Annotated in this window: 13 protein-coding genes and 1 pseudogene; 5 read left to right on the top strand and 9 right to left on the bottom strand. The window is 68.7% G+C overall.

Going from position 1 to position 14,987, the window contains the following annotated elements:
* From Mterra_RS12045 to Mterra_RS12035, 3 genes and pseudogenes are all read right to left on the bottom strand, one after another.
* Positions 1–1,362 (bottom strand): annotated as a pseudogene (locus tag Mterra_RS12045) (DNA translocase FtsK); the annotation flags it as partial.
* Positions 1,363–1,468: 106 nt separating this feature from the next.
* On the bottom strand, positions 1,469–1,954 hold the full coding sequence (locus Mterra_RS12040; protein ID WP_119315418.1) for an OmpH/Skp family outer membrane protein: 486 nt from the start codon (positions 1,952–1,954) through the stop codon (positions 1,469–1,471).
* A gap of 102 nt (positions 1,955–2,056) precedes the next feature.
* Positions 2,057–2,551: an OmpH/Skp family outer membrane protein gene (locus Mterra_RS12035; RefSeq protein WP_119315417.1), complete on the bottom strand. Its 495-nt coding sequence runs from the start codon at positions 2,549–2,551 to the stop codon at positions 2,057–2,059.
* 102 nt (positions 2,552–2,653) lie between these two features.
* Between Mterra_RS12035 and Mterra_RS12030 the strand changes: the two genes are divergently transcribed.
* A complete protein-coding gene (locus Mterra_RS12030; RefSeq protein ID WP_119315416.1) occupies positions 2,654–3,097 on the top strand; it encodes a hypothetical protein in 444 nt (147 codons plus the stop codon).
* 52 nt (positions 3,098–3,149) lie between these two features.
* Here the strand turns inward: Mterra_RS12030 and pheA are convergent, their stop codons facing one another.
* Positions 3,150–3,980: a prephenate dehydratase gene (gene pheA / locus Mterra_RS12025; RefSeq protein ID WP_119315415.1), complete on the bottom strand. Its 831-nt coding sequence runs from the start codon at positions 3,978–3,980 to the stop codon at positions 3,150–3,152.
* A gap of 223 nt (positions 3,981–4,203) precedes the next feature.
* Positions 4,204–5,034, bottom strand: coding sequence for a type I restriction-modification enzyme R subunit C-terminal domain-containing protein (locus Mterra_RS12020; RefSeq protein WP_119315414.1), 831 nt, complete (start codon positions 5,032–5,034; stop codon positions 4,204–4,206).
* A 238-nt stretch (positions 5,035–5,272) separates the two neighbouring features.
* On the opposite strand from Mterra_RS12020, the gene Mterra_RS12015 reads away from it, so the two are divergent.
* The 4 genes from Mterra_RS12015 (at position 5,273) to lptC (ending at position 8,833) form a co-directional block, all read left to right on the top strand.
* Complete coding sequence (locus tag Mterra_RS12015; protein ID WP_119315413.1) at positions 5,273–6,295, top strand: lipid II:glycine glycyltransferase FemX; 1,023 nt, start codon at positions 5,273–5,275, stop codon at positions 6,293–6,295.
* A gap of 78 nt (positions 6,296–6,373) precedes the next feature.
* Complete coding sequence (locus Mterra_RS12010) at positions 6,374–6,949, top strand: hypothetical protein (RefSeq protein ID WP_119315412.1); 576 nt, start codon at positions 6,374–6,376, stop codon at positions 6,947–6,949.
* Entirely contained in the window at positions 6,946–7,839 is an 894-nt protein-coding gene (locus Mterra_RS12005) for an LptA/OstA family protein (protein WP_119315411.1), read from the top strand. Before Mterra_RS12010 ends, Mterra_RS12005 begins: the two co-directional genes overlap by 4 nt.
* The gene (lptC, locus tag Mterra_RS12000) at positions 7,814–8,833 is read left to right on the top strand and encodes an LPS export ABC transporter periplasmic protein LptC (RefSeq protein ID WP_119315410.1); all 1,020 of its coding nucleotides are present in this window, start codon (positions 7,814–7,816) and stop codon (positions 8,831–8,833) included. Before Mterra_RS12005 ends, lptC begins: the two co-directional genes overlap by 26 nt.
* A gap of 312 nt (positions 8,834–9,145) precedes the next feature.
* Here the strand turns inward: lptC and Mterra_RS11995 are convergent, their stop codons facing one another.
* From Mterra_RS11995 to Mterra_RS22330, 4 genes are all read right to left on the bottom strand, one after another.
* Entirely contained in the window at positions 9,146–10,648 is a 1,503-nt protein-coding gene (locus tag Mterra_RS11995; RefSeq protein WP_119315409.1) for an ABC transporter ATP-binding protein, read from the bottom strand.
* A gap of 276 nt (positions 10,649–10,924) precedes the next feature.
* Positions 10,925–11,332, bottom strand: a complete 408-nt coding sequence (locus Mterra_RS11990) for a YbjN domain-containing protein (RefSeq protein WP_119315408.1) — start codon at positions 11,330–11,332, stop codon at positions 10,925–10,927.
* A 52-nt stretch (positions 11,333–11,384) separates the two neighbouring features.
* Entirely contained in the window at positions 11,385–13,148 is a 1,764-nt protein-coding gene (dnaG, locus tag Mterra_RS11985) for a DNA primase (protein WP_119315407.1), read from the bottom strand.
* A 100-nt stretch (positions 13,149–13,248) separates the two neighbouring features.
* Positions 13,249–14,987 (bottom strand): ATP-binding protein (locus tag Mterra_RS22330; RefSeq protein WP_476727198.1); only part of this gene is annotated, 1,739 nt, incomplete at its 5' end.

The raw sequence follows: 14,987 nt of genomic DNA, 5'->3' as shown, positions 1-14,987 counted from the left end.
GATCTGGGCCTTGCCCTCCGGCTTGGCGGAGGGCTTGCCCGGCGGCGCCTTGGGCTGGGCCGTGACCACCGGCTCGGCCTCGGCCGCCTCCTCGAGGTCGAAGTCGAGGTCAAGGTCGAGGTCGGGGTCAGGGCCGGGCTGAGGCACCGCAGCCGGGGCCGGGGGCTCGGCGGGCCGGGTCACCACCGGGAAGATCACGGGCGGGGCCGCGGTCAGGCCGCCTTCGAGCAGGGCCCGCAGGCCGGCCGAGTGGGCCTCGGGGGGGTTGGCCTCGAGCCACTCTGCCCAGCGCAGCCAGGCGTCGGCGCGTTGCTCGAGGTCCGTGACCAGCCCCTGCAGGCTTTCCCAGGCCTCGAGGCGGGTCTGGTGGTCGTCCCAGGCCTCCAACAGGCGGTGGGCGCTCACCCCGCGCTCGAGCTGGGCGCTGGCCTGCTCGGCCTGGCGCTCGAGGGTGCGGGCCTTGGTGTGCAGCGTGCCCACCTCGAGGCTTAGCGCGGCCCGGCGCTCCTCGAGGGCCTGCGCCAGCCCCAGCCCCTGCACCGGGGCGGCCAGCGCGGCCGAGAGGCGCTCGAGCTTGGCCGCCAGGGGGCGCACCTCGGCCTTGACGGTGCCCGCCAGCTCGGCGCTGCGCTCCTGGAGGAACTTCCGGAAGACGCCCGAAAGCGCCTCGAGCCCCTCGCCCGTGGCGTCGCCGGCCAGGGGGTTGCGGCGGTACTGCAGCAGGTCCTCCTCGAGCGCGGCCAGGGCTTTGTGCTCGGGGTAACGCTCGGCCAGCACGCGGGTCTCGCCCAGCAGCCTCGAGGCCTGCCGGGCCAGGCGCAGCGAGCGGCGCAGCCTCGAGGCCGCCAGCCCTACCCGCCGCAGCACCACGCCGAAGAGCCATCCGGGGCGGCGGCGCGAGGCCAGGTCCAGCACGAAGACGAGCAGCACCCCGCACAGCAGCAGCCCCGCGTTGCCCAGCGCGCCGGTCAGGGCGCGGGCCGCGGCCGTGCCCAGGCTCCCGCCCCACTCCGCCTCCACCGCCGCCAGCACGGGCAGCACCACGGCGGCGCCGAGCAGGGCGAAGCCCAGCCCGCGCAGGAAACCCCGCAGCGGCTTGCCCAACAGCAGCAGCACCGCCGCCGCGCCCAGCGCCGGGGGCACCACCCAGGTCAGCAGCCCCAGGTTGCCGTAGGTGATCTGGCGCAGCCACTGGCCGTACTCGCCCGTGAAGCGCGGGTTGACGTAGAGCACCAGCCCCAGCGCGATCCCCGCCGCCAGCGCCACCAGGGCCAGCGCCTCGGAGTCGAGGCGGGGTTCCTTGGGGTTTTGGGGCGGGGGAGTTTTGGCCGGACTGGAGCGCTTGGACTTTGCCTTTGCCATTGGGGCCAGTCTAGCACACTCAAAACGCGCTCGAGGCCAAATTAAGGTCGAGCGAAGGCCCGAAAGTCGGCCCTCGCTCGAGCGCAGCCCCGTCTTTACGGCGCTCCTACTTCTTCAGCTCCTTGACCACCAGCGGCGTGACGTCGCTGTCGGGGGCGGCGTAGACCACCAGGCTGCTGGCCTTGGCTACTTTGAAGTCCATGACCACCTGGAAGCCGTTGGCCTCGGCCACCTTCTTTACCTCCTTGTCGATGTCGTCGAGGAGCGGCTTGGCTACGGTGCTGACGCGCTCGTTCCACTTCTTGGTGGCGTCCTGCAAGGCCTTCTGCAGCGACTGCAGGCCCTGCTGGTCCTTGGCGGAGAGCGGCCCGCTGCGGGCCTTCTGGCCGAGCTGGTTGATCTGGTCGCGCAGGGGCTTGAGCTCCTTCTCGGCCTGGTCCTGCACGCTCTTGAGCTTGGGGTAGTTGGGGTGGGCCTGGATGGCGGTGTCGGGGTTGATGAACCCGACCCGGAACGCCTTAGGCTTGGTCTGGGCCGAGAGCGGTGCCGTGAGCAGCACCAGGCAGAAAGCGGCGAGAACGCGCGTCCACATGGCTCCCACTGTACGGAGCCTGATTTAGCAACTTGTGAGAAAGCGCCCGGCATAAAAAACAGGGGCCCCCGGGGGCCCCTGCGCTAGCGCGGGTGCTGCGGCCTACTTCTTGACCTCTTCGATGACCTTGGCGGTGAGGTCGAGGCCGTCGGCGGCGTAGACCACCAGGCTGCTGGCCTGGGCCACCTTGTAGTCCATGACCACCTGGAAGCCGTTGTCCTCGGCCACCTTCTTGATCACCTTGTCGATCTGGTCGGTGAGGGGCTTGCCGGCCTCCTCGGTGCGGGTGGCCCACTTCTTGAGCGCGTCGTTGTAGGCCTGGCGCAGGGTCTGGAAGTCCTGCTGCTCCTTGGCCGAGGCCTGGCCGCTCTGGATCTTCTGCTGGAGCTGGGTGAGCTGGGTCTGCAGGGGCTTGAGCTCCTTGTCGGCCTGGTCGCGCACCGCCTTGACCTTGGCGTAGTCGGGGTGGGCCTCAATCACCGCGTCGGAGTTGATGAAACCGATCTTGACGGCCTGGGGCTTGGTCTGGGCGACCAGGGGGGCCCCCATCAGGCCGACGGCAGCGAGCACGGGAACGATCCATAGCATCCTCTTCATGCGCACCAATCTAAGCACCCAGCGTTAGCGCTATGTGAGAGAAACCCGGCTTGGACGGCGGGCTGCGGATGGGCTATGGTATCGCGGAGGAGGGAACGACACATGAAACGACTAACCCTTTTGGTTCTCCTCGTGGTGCTCGCCGTCGGGGCGAGCGCTCAGGCCCAGCGCAGCTTCCAATTCCGCATCTCGGTGCCGAGCCCGGCCCTGGGATTCGGCCTCGAGGCCGAGCTCCAGCGCAACCTGGTGGCGCTGTTCTACGGCGACCTCTTCTTCCAGGGCCCCGGGGTCTTCGTGGGCGGCGAGCTGCTCTTCAAGCCCGACCTCGGCCAGTTCGACCGCGACCTGCGCGGCATCTCGCCCTACCTGGGCGGCGGCCTGGGCGCGCGTTTCGGCGGGGGCGGCGCCGACGTGGGCCTCACCCTCGACTTCGGCATCGAGTTCGCCCTCGACCGCTCGACCGGGCTCTTCGTGGGCTGGCAGGGGATCTATTACTTCGACGGGGGGACCGGCAGCCGGGCCGTGCTCGGGGCCAGCTTCCGGTGAGAGGATGAGTAGAGCTCGATGAACCGGGGGGATTGGCCCCCGGTTTCCTTTTCTACGCGCCGTTCTGTGCCACCGGGTATGAACCGAGCACCTTGACGAACTGGGCCCGCTGCAGCAGCCCGACGAGGGCCCTGGCCGGGCCGGGGTCTTCGATGTGGCCCTCGAAGTCCACGTAGAACACCGGGCTGAAGGGGCGCTCGGGGTCGCGGCGGGGGCGGGACTCGAGCTTGGTCATGTTCACCCCCGCCTCGGCCAGGGCCTGCAGCGCGTGGAGCAGGGCCCCCGGCACGTGGCGGGTGGCGAAGACCACCGAGCTCTTGTGCGGCCCCTCCCGGCGGGGCGGGACCTCGCGCGAGAGCACGAAGAAGCGGGTGTAATTGCCCTTGAAGTCCTGGATGTTCTCGGCCAGCACCTCCAGCCCGTAGCGCTCGGCGGCGCGGCGGCTGGCGATGGCGGCGTGGCCGGGCTCGGGGTTCTCGGCCAGCTCGCGCGCGGCCCCGGCGGTGTCGTAGACCGGGGTGGCCTTGAAGTGGTAGCGGGCGATGAACCCGTCGCACTGGGCCAAGCCCTGGGGGTGGCTCTTGACGTAGCGGATGTCCTCGAGCCGGCTTCCCTTGGGGGCCATCAGGCAGTGCTCGATCTTGAGCACGATCTCGCCGATGACGTGCAGGTCGGTCTCGAGCAGCAGGTCGTAGGTCTGGTTGATGATCCCGGCGGTGGTGTTCTCCACCGGCACCACCCCCAGCTCGACCTCGTGCTCCGACACCGCCGCGAAGACCTCGTGGAAGGTGGGGAAGCCGATAGGCTGGGCTTCGGGAAAGGTCTTGAGGACGGCTTCCTCGCTGTAGGCTCCTTCGGTTCCCTGGTAGGCGATGCGGGTCACGGCGATACTTTACAACGTGGAGAGGCGATAGCTGATAGCCGGGCGCGTGGTCTGCGTCGTACGTCGTACGTCCTACGCCGTACGCAAGACGCAAGACGCGAGACGCGTGTCCTGCGTCCTGCGTCCTGCGTCGTACGTCTCGGCCCTAGACCCTCGGCAGGCCACGGGCCACGAGCTGACGGCTGGAAGCTGGCTGCTGATAAACCCGGATCCGAGCCTTCCTCTAATCGGCGTAAATCTGGGCCTCGAGCCGGATCAGCCAGCCCTGGTCGTTGCGGGAGCCTGCGGGGCCTCCGGTGAGGACGGAGGATACCAGGACCTTTTCCTGGCGCAGCACCTTCTCCATGCCGGAGATGCCGTACTCGACATAGGCCGAGAGGAGGGAGTGGATGATCTTGGCGTCGGGGCGGGACTCGGCCCACTTCCAGGCCTGGTAGGCCCGTTGCTGGCGGGTTTTGACCGTCCAGCCGAAGGCCAGCCAGCCCAGCATGTCGTAAAGGTCGAGGTCGTTGCGGCGGGCCAGGCGGCGCAGGCCCTGCTCGGTCCAGCCCTCGCGCTCGAGGGCGATCACCAGGCTCTCGCGCTCCTGGGGGTTGAGCCAGAGCTGCCTCAGCCGCTCGGAGCTGCCCAGGAACTCCGCCAGCAGGGGCCGGGCGTCGCTGGGGCTGAGCACCAACAAGCCGTCGCTGAGCACCAGCCCGCCCTGGTAGAGCACGCGGTTGATCAGCAGGCGCAGGCTGCGGTGGGTGACGGGCTTTCGGGCCAGCACCTCCAGGCGCAGCCAGGGGGGGCGCTCGAGGGGCAGGGCCTCGAGCACCAGAATGGCCGGGATGGCCTCCAGGCGCGGATCGGTCCGCATCTGCGCACGCAGCGTGATGCTATCGCGCCCGGCCACGCGGTCGAGGATCACCAGGTCCGGCGCGTCGTGGAGCAGCCGGCTGGCCCAGGAGCCCACGTCGTCATAGACGACCAGCTTGTACCCGTCGGCGGCGGTCACCGCCTCGAGGAAATGCTCGAAGCCGGAATCGTCGGTGACTACCCCAATTCGCGCCATACACTCGCCTTGAGTATACCGACGGCGACGAAAATTTGCGTATGACCCTCGACACAGAGGGTGAAAGGTCCATAGCTAGTCGCCCGCAGCCCTGTGGCCTGCCGAGGGTCTAGGGCCGAGACGTACGACGCAGGACGCAGGACCCGCGTCTCGCGTCTTGCGTACGGCGTAGGACGTACGACGTACGACGCAGACCACCCTTTGCCCCCCCTCGCCCTTTCAGGCATAATGACTCCTCGTGCTGCGCCTCGAGACCGTTACCGACCCCGCCCGCTGGAACGCGCTGGTGGCCTCCTTGCCCATCACCAGCGCGCTGCAGAGCTGGGGCTGGGGCGAGGTGAAGAAACTGTCGGGCTGGGTGCCTGAACGCGTCGCGCTCTACGAGGGCGACGCGCTCGTCGCCGCCGCCCAGCTCTTCCGGCGCCAGTTCGTGGGGCCGCTGGCGATGCTCTACGCCTCCCGGGGCCCGGCCCTGCGCCGGGTCGAGGACTTGCCGCGCGTGGCGGAGGCCCTGCGGGCGAGGGCGGGCGGGGCGGCCTACCTCAAGCTCGAGCCCGAGACCGGGCAGGACGCGCTCGCCGCGCCGCCGAGCTTCCCCGCGCTCAGCCCCAGCGAGACCATCCAGCCCGAGTACACCATCTGGCTCGACCTGCGCCAGGGCCGCGAGGGGCTGCTCGAGGGCATGGACTCCATGCACAAGCGCAACACCAAGCTCGCCGAGAAGCGCGTGGTCACCACCGTCGAGGGCGAGGAGGCCTTCGAGGAGTTCTGGGCGCTGTTCGAGGAGACCAACCGCAGGGCCAAGCTGCTCCAGCACAGCAAGGAGTACTACCGCACCGTGCTGCGGGCGATGAACCAGCCGGGGGGCCAGGCCTTCATCTGTGTCGCCCGGCTCGAGGGCAAGGCCCTGGCCGCGGGCCTGTTCGTGGCCTTCGCGGACAAGGTCGATTACCTCTACGGCGGCTCCAGCCGCGAGAACTCCAACGCCAAGGCGCCCAACGGGATGCACTGGGGGGCCATCACCTGGGGGCTCGAGCACGGCTGCCACACCTACGACCTGTGGGGCGTTCCCCGGCAGAGCGAGGGCAGCCACGCCGCCGGGATCGACAAGTTCAAGGAGGGCTTCGGCGGGCGGCGGGTGCGCTTCCCCGCCTACGACCTCGCCCTGTCCCCGCTCTACGGCGTCGTCACCAAGGCGTTGCGCCTGCGCAAGAACTGGATGAATTACCGCGCCCGCGGCACCACCCGCGACGTTCTGTGAGATGGATGGATTTTCGCCGGGGTTATGATTGAGCCCTGGCTTCACGCTTCTAAGGCCGTGACTGCCTAGGTTGAGACCGTGCTGCGTCCTGCGCTCATCCTGCTCACCGCCATCGTCGGGCTGGCCGTGGTGCTCACCCTGCGGCCGGTGCCCATCCCGCCCGCCCCGAACAAGGGGGTGGTGCTCGAGGACGTCAAGCTCGACCTCTACCCCGAGCAAGACCCCGAGGCCACCTGGAAGTTCGAGGCCGGCCGCGTGGAGCAGGACCCCGGCAACCGCGAGGCCAAGGTGAGCGTCCTGAAGGGCGGCGAGCGCTACGTGGGGGGCAAGCTCGACCTGCGGATCAGGGCCCCCTCGGTCGTCATCGACCGCACGGACAACCTGCGCCTGCCGTACGCGCAGGCGGAGATCCTCAAGGGGTGCGTCCGGGTCGAGCTCGGCAGCCAGGGCGGCCCCGAGGTGCTCATCGACCAGAAGGCGGGCTTCTCGGCGCCGAGCGTAAAGATCGAGGCCCCGACGTACAACGCCACCGGCACCCGCTTCAGCTCCAACTTCGCCATCGAGAACGTCCGCTGGAGCGACCCCAAGTGGCAGTTCTACGACTACCCGGAGGGCGAGTCCCCCCCCTGCACGATCGAAGGTGGTTACGAATGAAAAAGACCCTCGGCCTAACCCTCTTGCTCCTGGCGGCGGCGCTCAGCCAGAGCAGCAACGTCCGCATCATCGACATCCAGAGCCCGGGCGGCGAAGTCTCCGGCAACCCGCGCAACGGCCCGCTCACCTTCACCAACCCCACCGCGGGCGGCGTGGTGGGCAAGGTCAAGGACCTCCAGATCAACGCCAGCAAGGCCACGCTGCAGGCCCCGTCGGGCAAGACCCTCGAGCAGTCCAAGGGCGAGCGCACCGCCACCTTCGAGGGCAGCATCACCGTCAAGCGCGACCGCATGACCGCCAAGGGCCCCAAGCTCACCTACCAGGAGAGCACCGGCTTGGGCGTGCTCACCGGCCCGGCCCAGATGCGCCAGGAGCCCAAGGACGACAAGAGCGACCCCGTCGAGGTCGCCGCGAGCAAGATGACCTTCGACGTCGATACCGACGTCTCGACCAGCGAGGGCGAGGTGACGCTCAAGAACGGCAACCAGGAGGGCCAGTCGGACGCGGTGTACTACGAGGAGAAGCGCGGCCTGGCGATCTTCACCGACGGCAAGCAGGTCGTGCTCACCCGCAAGCGCAGCGGCGCCGACGGCAACCTGATCATCCGGGCCAAGGAGGTGCGCAGCCTCACCAACGACAAGCGCCTCATCGCCATGGGCGGCGTGACGCTCGTTGACGGCAACACCACCGTCACCGGCGACAGCCTCACCTACGACGACAAGACCGGCATCGCCATCGTCTCGGGCAAGCCCGCGGTGAGCGAGAACACCAAGGAAAAGGTAAAGCTCAGCACCCCGGTCATCGAGCACAACGTCAACAAGCACCAATCCAACCGCTACACCAAGCCCTTCACCCTCCCCGTAAATGACTTCCAGAAGACGGCTAAATAGCTGGGTTCTCGGCCTCCTGGCGCTGGGGATTTCGCTGTCCCTGGCGCAGGAGGAGTTTTACCCCACCGTCGTCGAGCTCGAGCGCCGCGGCAAGAAGATCGAGGCCACGACGGTGAGCCCCGACAACTACTGGGTCAACTTTTCCGGCGAGATCGTGCTGGGGCAGCTCGAGGCCGTCGAGGGCTCGCTGGTGCGGCTGAAGGGCCAGGGGGCCTACTGGTTCAACGGGGAGAGCCGTGTCCTGCGCGAGGGCCGGCCGGCCAAGCCCGGCGACTTCAAGGCGGGGGAGTGGCTCGAGGTCGCCTTCAACAGCGACCGCAAGGACGACAGGGGCAACGCCTTCCTCATGCGCATGGCCCCGCTGAAGAAGTCGGCACAGGCCGAGGAGGTGCAGAACAAGAAGTCCTACCAGTACTTCGCCATGTCCGACGCCAAGCGCATCAAGGTGACTTTCGGCAAGGACGCCACCGCCTTCGGCAACCTGGTGCTCATCGACAAGGGCGTGGAGGAACTGGTGCGCCTCTCCGACGGCTTCGCCCGCGAGGTGGGCGAGGGCGACGACCGCAAGGTGGAGATCGAGGCCAAGGCCACCCCCTCGAGCGTCGAGGTGGTCCAGGGCAAGAGCAAGGCCTTCGGCAGCGAGCTCATCTACGACAACGACACCGGCGACGCCAAGGTGGCCGGCCCGATCAAGCTCGAGCGCTCCGGCGACAAGCCCCTCAACGGCAACGCCAACGCCCTGACCTACAACGTAGACGACGAAACCCTCCTCCTCTCGGGCCAGGTGCGCCTGACCCAAAAAGAACGCACCACCAGCGCCCAGAGCGCCGTGGTTCGCGAAAGGGACGGCGTGGCCTACCTCTACGGCACCAAGGAGGCCCCCGTCACCAGCGAGAGCAAGGACGGCAAGGTGCGGGGCACCAAGCTCAAGTACAACCTCGACACCGGCGACGTGGTGGTGCTCGAGGGCATCGAGGGCGAGTTCCAGGATTGAGCGGTTAGGGGGCCTGTGGCTTGTAGTCACCCCTCCCCGCGGGCGGTAAGCCGTCAGCTTGTGGTTTGTCAAGAGCCCAGGGCCAAGCCGTAGGACGTACGACGTAATACCGGCTTCACAAAGCTACTCTTCAAATCCGTCAGGGGTACATCTTTGTGAAGCCCAGGGCACTCCCTTCGGCCGGGGTGGATAGCCTCCCGATGGGAGACGATCCACCCAAACCGGGTATAAGACGTACGACCGGCGTCTTGCGTCTTGCGTTTCGCGTTCAGCTATCGGCTATCGACCATCGACCATCGACCATCAACACCCCTACGCCTTAATCCCCGCCATCAACAGCCCCAGCCGCTCCTCGGTGGCCTCCTCGGCCTTCAGCTCGCCCATGATCTGGCCCTCGAACATCACCAGGATGCGGTCGGAGAGGGAGCGCACCTCGTTGAGGTCGGCGGAGACCAGCAGCACCGCAAGGCCCTTGTCCCTGGCCGCGACGATCTGCTCGTGGATGAACTCGATGGCGCCGATGTCCACGCCGCGGGTGGGTTGGGCGGCGATGAGCACCTTGGGGTCGCGGGAGAGTTCGCGCCCGACGATGATCTTCTGGGCGTTGCCGCCGGAGTAGCGGCGCCCGGCGAGCTCGGTGCTGCGGGGGCGCACGTCGAAGTTCTCCACCACCTGCCGGGCGTGGCGCTCGATGTCGTCGGAATCCTGGAAGCCCATGGCGGTGTAGGGCTTGCGGTAGTGGTCGCCCAGGATGCTGTTCTCGCGGGTGCTGAAGTCGAGCACTAAGCCGCGCTGGTTGCGGTCTTCGGGGATGTGCGACAGGCCCCACTCGCGCACGGCTCGAGCCTTCTGCGGCAGCTCCTGCCCGCCGTAGCGGATGGTGCCCTGGTAGGGGCGCAGGCCGGTGATGGCCTCGACCAGCTCGGTCTGGCCGTTGCCCTCCACGCCCGCGATCCCCACCACCTCGCCCGCGCGCACCTGGAAGCTGATCCCCTTGAGGCTGTGCTTGGGGTTGTGCGACTGCGCCACCAGCCCCTCGACCTCGAGCATCACCTCCCCGGGCGTCTTGGGGGTCTTGTTCACCGTGAGGATCACCTCGCGCCCCACCATCATGCGGGCGAGCTGCTCGACGTTGGTGTCCTTGGTCTCGACGGTGCCCACCACCTTGCCGTCGCGGATGACGGTGGTGCGGTCGGAGACGCGGATCACCTCGGCCAGCTTGTGGCTGATGAAGATGGCCGCGTTGCCCTGCTGCACGAACTTGCGCAAAAACTCGAAGAGCTCCTCGGCCTCCTGGGGGGTGAGCACCGCGGTGGGCTCGTCGAGGATGAGGATCTTGGCCTTGCGGTAGATGGCCTTGAGGATCTCGACCCGCTGCTGCAGCCCCACCGCCAGGTCTTCGATCTTGGCCTCGAGGTCGAGGTTGAAGCCCAGCTCCTTGTTCAGCGCGTCCACCTCGGCCCGCGCGCGCGCTAAGTCGATCTGGGCGCGGCTGCCGGGCTCCGAGCCCAAAATGACGTTCTCCAGCACGGTAAAGGGCTCGACGAGCATGAAGTGCTGGTGCACCATGCCGATGCCCTTGGCGATGGCGTCCTTAGGGCCGGTGATGACGGTGGGCTGCTCGTCCACCAGGATCTCGCCCTGGTCGGGCTTGACCAGCCCGTACACGATCTTCATCAGCGTGCTCTTGCCCGCCCCGTTCTCGCCCACGATCGCCAGCACCTCGCCCCAGTTGACGTCCAGGGAGATGCGGTCGTTGGCGAGCACCAGGGGATAACGCTTGGTGATGTTGCGTAGCTCGAGGGCCTTTGCCATGGCATAGATAATACCGAAACGTTGTGCGGTGGGGGCTGACGCCGGGTGCTGGGCGTGGGTCGTACGTCCTACGTCGTACGCCAAACGCAAAACGCCAAACGCAAGACGCAAGACGCGAAACGCGGGACGCCCTTTGTTTACCCCCCTTAGCAAGGGGGGCTGGGGGGATAAACCCTCCCCGCCTGCGGGGTGGGGTTCACCACGAGCCACTAGCTTCCCGCTTACCGCTGACGGCTGAAAGCTGACCGTTGACGGCTTACCGCTTCCAACGCTGCTTCACTCCATCAACCCGGCGTCGATCATGCGGAGGTAGGAGAAGAAGAGGTTGGACTGGTCGTCGAAGTTCTGCAGGAACTTCACTACCGTCTCGCGGGTGACGCCGGTGAGCTCGAGGTCGGTCTCGAGCAGGGGGTCGCCGTCGTCGTCGAGGTAGCACTTGCTGAAGCGGTAGCGCTTGTTCCACTGGTTCATGTGCTTGAGCTCGATCTTGGTGAAGCCGGAGAAGCCCGCGCGGAGCTGGAGGCTGCGCAGGGGGTCGTCGCCGTAGGTGATGAGGCGGGCCTTGAGCCCGCTGGAGTAGGTGATGCTGAAGAGGTCTTCTTCGACCCGTTCGACCTGGATGCCGGGGAGCTCGAGCAGAAGCCGGAGGGTTTCGGCGTTGAGGGAGAGGACTTCGCTTTCCACCGCCCCATCCTACTGTGGCGCGGCACAATTTGCTGCCGCCCCTGAGCGGCGCTTACTTGAGGTACACCCGGCGCTCGGCCTCGATGGCCCGTTGGATCTCCTGGATCTCCTTGAGCAGCTCGACGCTGGGGCTGGTCTTGAGCTCCTGCTTGAGCTTGTCGAGGCGCATCTCGTAGTACACCTCGCGCAGGCGGGCCATGCTGGTCTGGAGGGTGTGCTCGAGGTCCTGCGGGGCCTCCTCGGGTCGCTTCATCAGCGCGTCGAAGAGGCGGTCGCCCTCGCCGCGCTCCTGGAAGTGCCGGATCACGCGGGCCTTGTTCTTCCCCTCCTTGACCGCCAGCATGAAGTCGGCGAGCAGGCTGCCCTCGGGGGGCCAGGTGTGGTCCTCGACGTACTGGCACCAGTTGCTGAACTCGGCGTCGGGGGCGGAGTAGAGCAGCGAGATCACGTCCAGCTCGCGCAGCAGGCGCTTCTCGGAGAGGTCGGGGCGGGAGAGCCCGAGCGAGGTGGTGGGGTTGGGGGCGCGGCGCGCGGCCGGGGCGCGGCCGGCGCGGCTGCGGATGTAGTCGTCGATGGCGCGCAGCTCGAGGTGCAGCCGGCTCATCAGCACCTGCTTGAGCGCGGTCACCACCTTGTCGAGCGGGTCGGGGGAGACCAGGCGCGGCAGCAGGGCGTCGAGCACCTGCTGCTTGCCCTGGGGGGTCTGCAGGTTGACGCCCTTGGCGGCCACCTGGAAGCGGAACTCCACCTCGGGGAGGGCGTTGTGCAGGGCCAGGGCGTAGCGCTGGGCGCCGTCGGGGGCGAGCAGCAGGTCGCCGGGGTCCTTGCCCCCCTCCAGCGCCACCGAGTGCACCAGGAAGCTCTTGACGACGTCGAGCTCGAGGCTCTGCAGCGTGGCCTTGCGCCCGGCCTCGTCGGCGTCGAAGGAGAGGTAGAGGTCGCGCACCTCCAGCCGCTTGAGCAGGTGCGCCTGCTCGCTCGAGAGGCTGCTGCCCAGCACCGCCACCGTCTCGGGGAAGCCCAGCTGGTGCAGCGCGATGGCGTCGAAGAGCCCCTCCACCACCACCGCGCGGGCCTTGTCGCGGATGGCCTGGCGGGCCTGGGGGTAGGCGTAGAGCAGCAGGCTTTTCTTGAAGAGGCTGGTCTCGGGGGAGTTGAGGTACTTCGGGCTGTCCTCGGGGGCGAGGGCGCGGGCGGTGAAGGCCACCACGCGGCCCAGGCTGTCGAGGATGGGGAAGGTGACGCGGTTGCGGAAGCGGTCGAAGAAGCGCCCGTCGCGCTCGGCCAGCACCCCGGCCTGGTTGGCCTCCTCCGGGCTGACGCCCTTGTTCTGCAGGTAGCGCAACAGCCCGTCCCAGCCCGGCGGGGCGTAGCCCAGCCCGAACTTCTCGACGGACTCCTCGCTCAGGCCGCGCTTCTTGAGGTAGTCCAGGCCCGCCCCCACCAGGTGCGAGCGGAAGTACTCCTGGGCGAGGGTGAGCACCTCGTAGAGCTCGCGCTTCTTGCCCTGCGCCCGGAACTCGGGCAGCTCGACGCCGGTCTCGCGGGCGAGGCGCTCGAGGGCCTCGCGGAACTCCAGCCCCTCGACGCGCTGCAAGAAGGCGAAGAGGTCGCCCCCGGCCTTGCAGCCGAAGCAGTAGAACAGCCCCTTGGCTTCATCGACCTGGAAGGAGGGGGTCTTCTCGGGGTGGAAGGGGCACAGCCCCTTGTGCCGCCCCTTGCCCGCCGGCTTGAGCGCCACGTAACGGCCCACCAGCTCGGCGATGGGGAGCCGAGACCGGATCTGTTCGACCGCTTGGGCGCTGTTAAAGTCCATAGGGCGATCCTGAAGGGATCAACACGGGGCGGCGGCGGTGTGGCTTTAGCTTACCCCACCGCGTGGCGTTAGACCTTTATGTTACCCCAAAGCGGCCCCTTCAAGACGGTGAGGACGCGGCGAGGCCGCTGTCCCAGAAGTGCTTGAGCCACTCGCCCAGGATGCCGTAGCCCTCCACCGCGCGCAGGGGCGAGGCGGGCACGCTCTCGCCCAGGCGGCGCAGCAGCGCGGCGCGCCAGGCGTGGGAGAAGGCGTTGGAGGGCTGGAATTGCAGCAGGTGCAGCACCTCGCGGCCCTGCTCGAGCTCCAGTTGCACCCGCAGCAGCCGGGCCAGCTCGTGCATGGCAACGAAGCCGGTCTTGCCGGTGTGGTTCATGAGGTACTGGGCCAGGTGGCGCGCGCGGGTGGGGTTGCGCTCGCTGTGGTACAGGCCCAGCACCAGCAGGCTGCGGTGGTAGACCCAGGGGTTGGGGTGGCGCCGGGCCGCGACCAGCGCGGCCTTGAGGGCCTTGCGGGGGTCGAAGCCCAGGTGCCAGGCCCGCGTGCCCAAAGCCAGTTGGATCAGGCCCTGGGTGTCGGGGTGGTCGTCGTAGCGCAGGCCCTGGGCGAGGCGCTCGAGCGCGCGGGTGTGGGCGTCGCCGGGGGCCAGGGCGTGGGCCAGGGCCAGGTGGGCCGCGAGCCAGCCGTCGGCGAGCTCGCCGCAGGCCCGCTCGCCCCACTGCACCGCCTCCTGCAGGTAGCCGGTCTCGAGCAGGTAGCGCAGCCGCACCGCGTAGGCCTTGGCCTTGGCGGCGGGGGGGACGTTGGGGAGGTAGCGGGCCATGAGCTCGAGGGTGGCGTAGGTGGGGCGGTAGAGGGCGGCGTCCATCTGCAGGGCGGCCAGCTCGCACAGGCCCTCGAGCTGGAGGGCGGCAGGCAGGTCGGGGTTGGGGGTGCGCTCCTGCAGCGCCCCCAGCGCCTCGCCGGGGCGGTAGCAGCGCCACAGGGCCTGGGCGAGCTCGAGCCGCCCCAGCGCCTCGCGGTAGGGGGCGGGCTCGCCGGCCTCGAGGTAGGCCTGGAGCCAGGGGACGGCCTCGGCGTAGCTCTGCTGGCGCAGCGCGGCCTGCCCCAGGCGCAAGTAGGCCAGGGGTTGGAGGTTCTGGGGGAGCTCGGGGGGGATGGACTGCGCCTCCTGGGGCAGCAGGCGGGCCCGGGCCAGCAGGGCGCGCGGCTCCTCGCAGGCGGCGGGGAAGATCGCCAGGGCTTCCTCGAGCATCCCGCGCTCGAAGAAGGCCTCGGCGCGCAGGGCCTCGGCGAGGGGGTTGAGGGGGGCGTGGGGGCTGAGCATCTCGCTGGCCTCGGCGAAGCGGCCCAGGCTCAGCAGGCGCTCGGCCATCTCGAGCGCGGTGGTGGCCTGCAGGTTGCCCTCGGCCAGGCGCAGCGCCTCGCGGTAGGCCCCGAAGGCCCGGTCGTACTGCATCTCGGCCCAGGCCCGCTGGGCGGCCAGCCGCCAGAAGCGGAAGGCCGAGAGGCTGTCGCCGGCGGCCTCGAGGTGCCGCGCGCTCTCGAAGAGGCGGCCCTTCTGCTGGTACCAGCGGGCGGCCTGGAGGTGCCAGTCCTTGGCCTGCTGGGCGCTGACGTGCCCCAGCACCGCCTCGCGCAGGAAGGGCACGACGAACTCCAGCCCCTGCTCGCCCATCTCCACGAAGCCCTCGGCCTCCAGGCGCGAGAGGTCGATGTCGTCGCCCAGCACGAAGCGCACCAGTTCGTTGGGGGTGCCGTCGCCCAGCACCGCCACGGTGTGCAGGGCCTGCCGCACCAGGCGGGGCAGGCTGTCGAGGCGGGGCTGGTAGAAGGGGG

The organism is Calidithermus terrae (genome assembly GCF_003574345.1).
GTDB lineage: Bacteria > Deinococcota > Deinococci > Deinococcales > Thermaceae > Calidithermus > Calidithermus chliarophilus.
Note: the sequence above shows the minus strand (reverse complement) of the source record. Positions and strands in the feature narration are given on the sequence as shown.

Coding starts and splice junctions, on each gene's coding strand:
- Mterra_RS12005 (WP_119315411.1), top strand. CDS start 6,946: ATGAAAAAGACCCTCGGCCTAACCCTCTTGCTCCTGGCGGCGGCGCTC.
- Mterra_RS12040 (WP_119315418.1), bottom strand. CDS start 1,954: ATGTGGACGCGCGTTCTCGCCGCTTTCTGCCTGGTGCTGCTCACGGCA.
- dnaG (WP_119315407.1), bottom strand. CDS start 13,148: ATGGACTTTAACAGCGCCCAAGCGGTCGAACAGATCCGGTCTCGGCTC.
- Mterra_RS12030 (WP_119315416.1), top strand. CDS start 2,654: ATGAAACGACTAACCCTTTTGGTTCTCCTCGTGGTGCTCGCCGTCGGG.
- Mterra_RS12020 (WP_119315414.1), bottom strand. CDS start 5,034: ATGGCGCGAATTGGGGTAGTCACCGACGATTCCGGCTTCGAGCATTTC.
- Mterra_RS11995 (WP_119315409.1), bottom strand. CDS start 10,648: ATGGCAAAGGCCCTCGAGCTACGCAACATCACCAAGCGTTATCCCCTG.
- lptC (WP_119315410.1), top strand. CDS start 7,814: ATGACTTCCAGAAGACGGCTAAATAGCTGGGTTCTCGGCCTCCTGGCG.
- Mterra_RS12035 (WP_119315417.1), bottom strand. CDS start 2,551: ATGAAGAGGATGCTATGGATCGTTCCCGTGCTCGCTGCCGTCGGCCTG.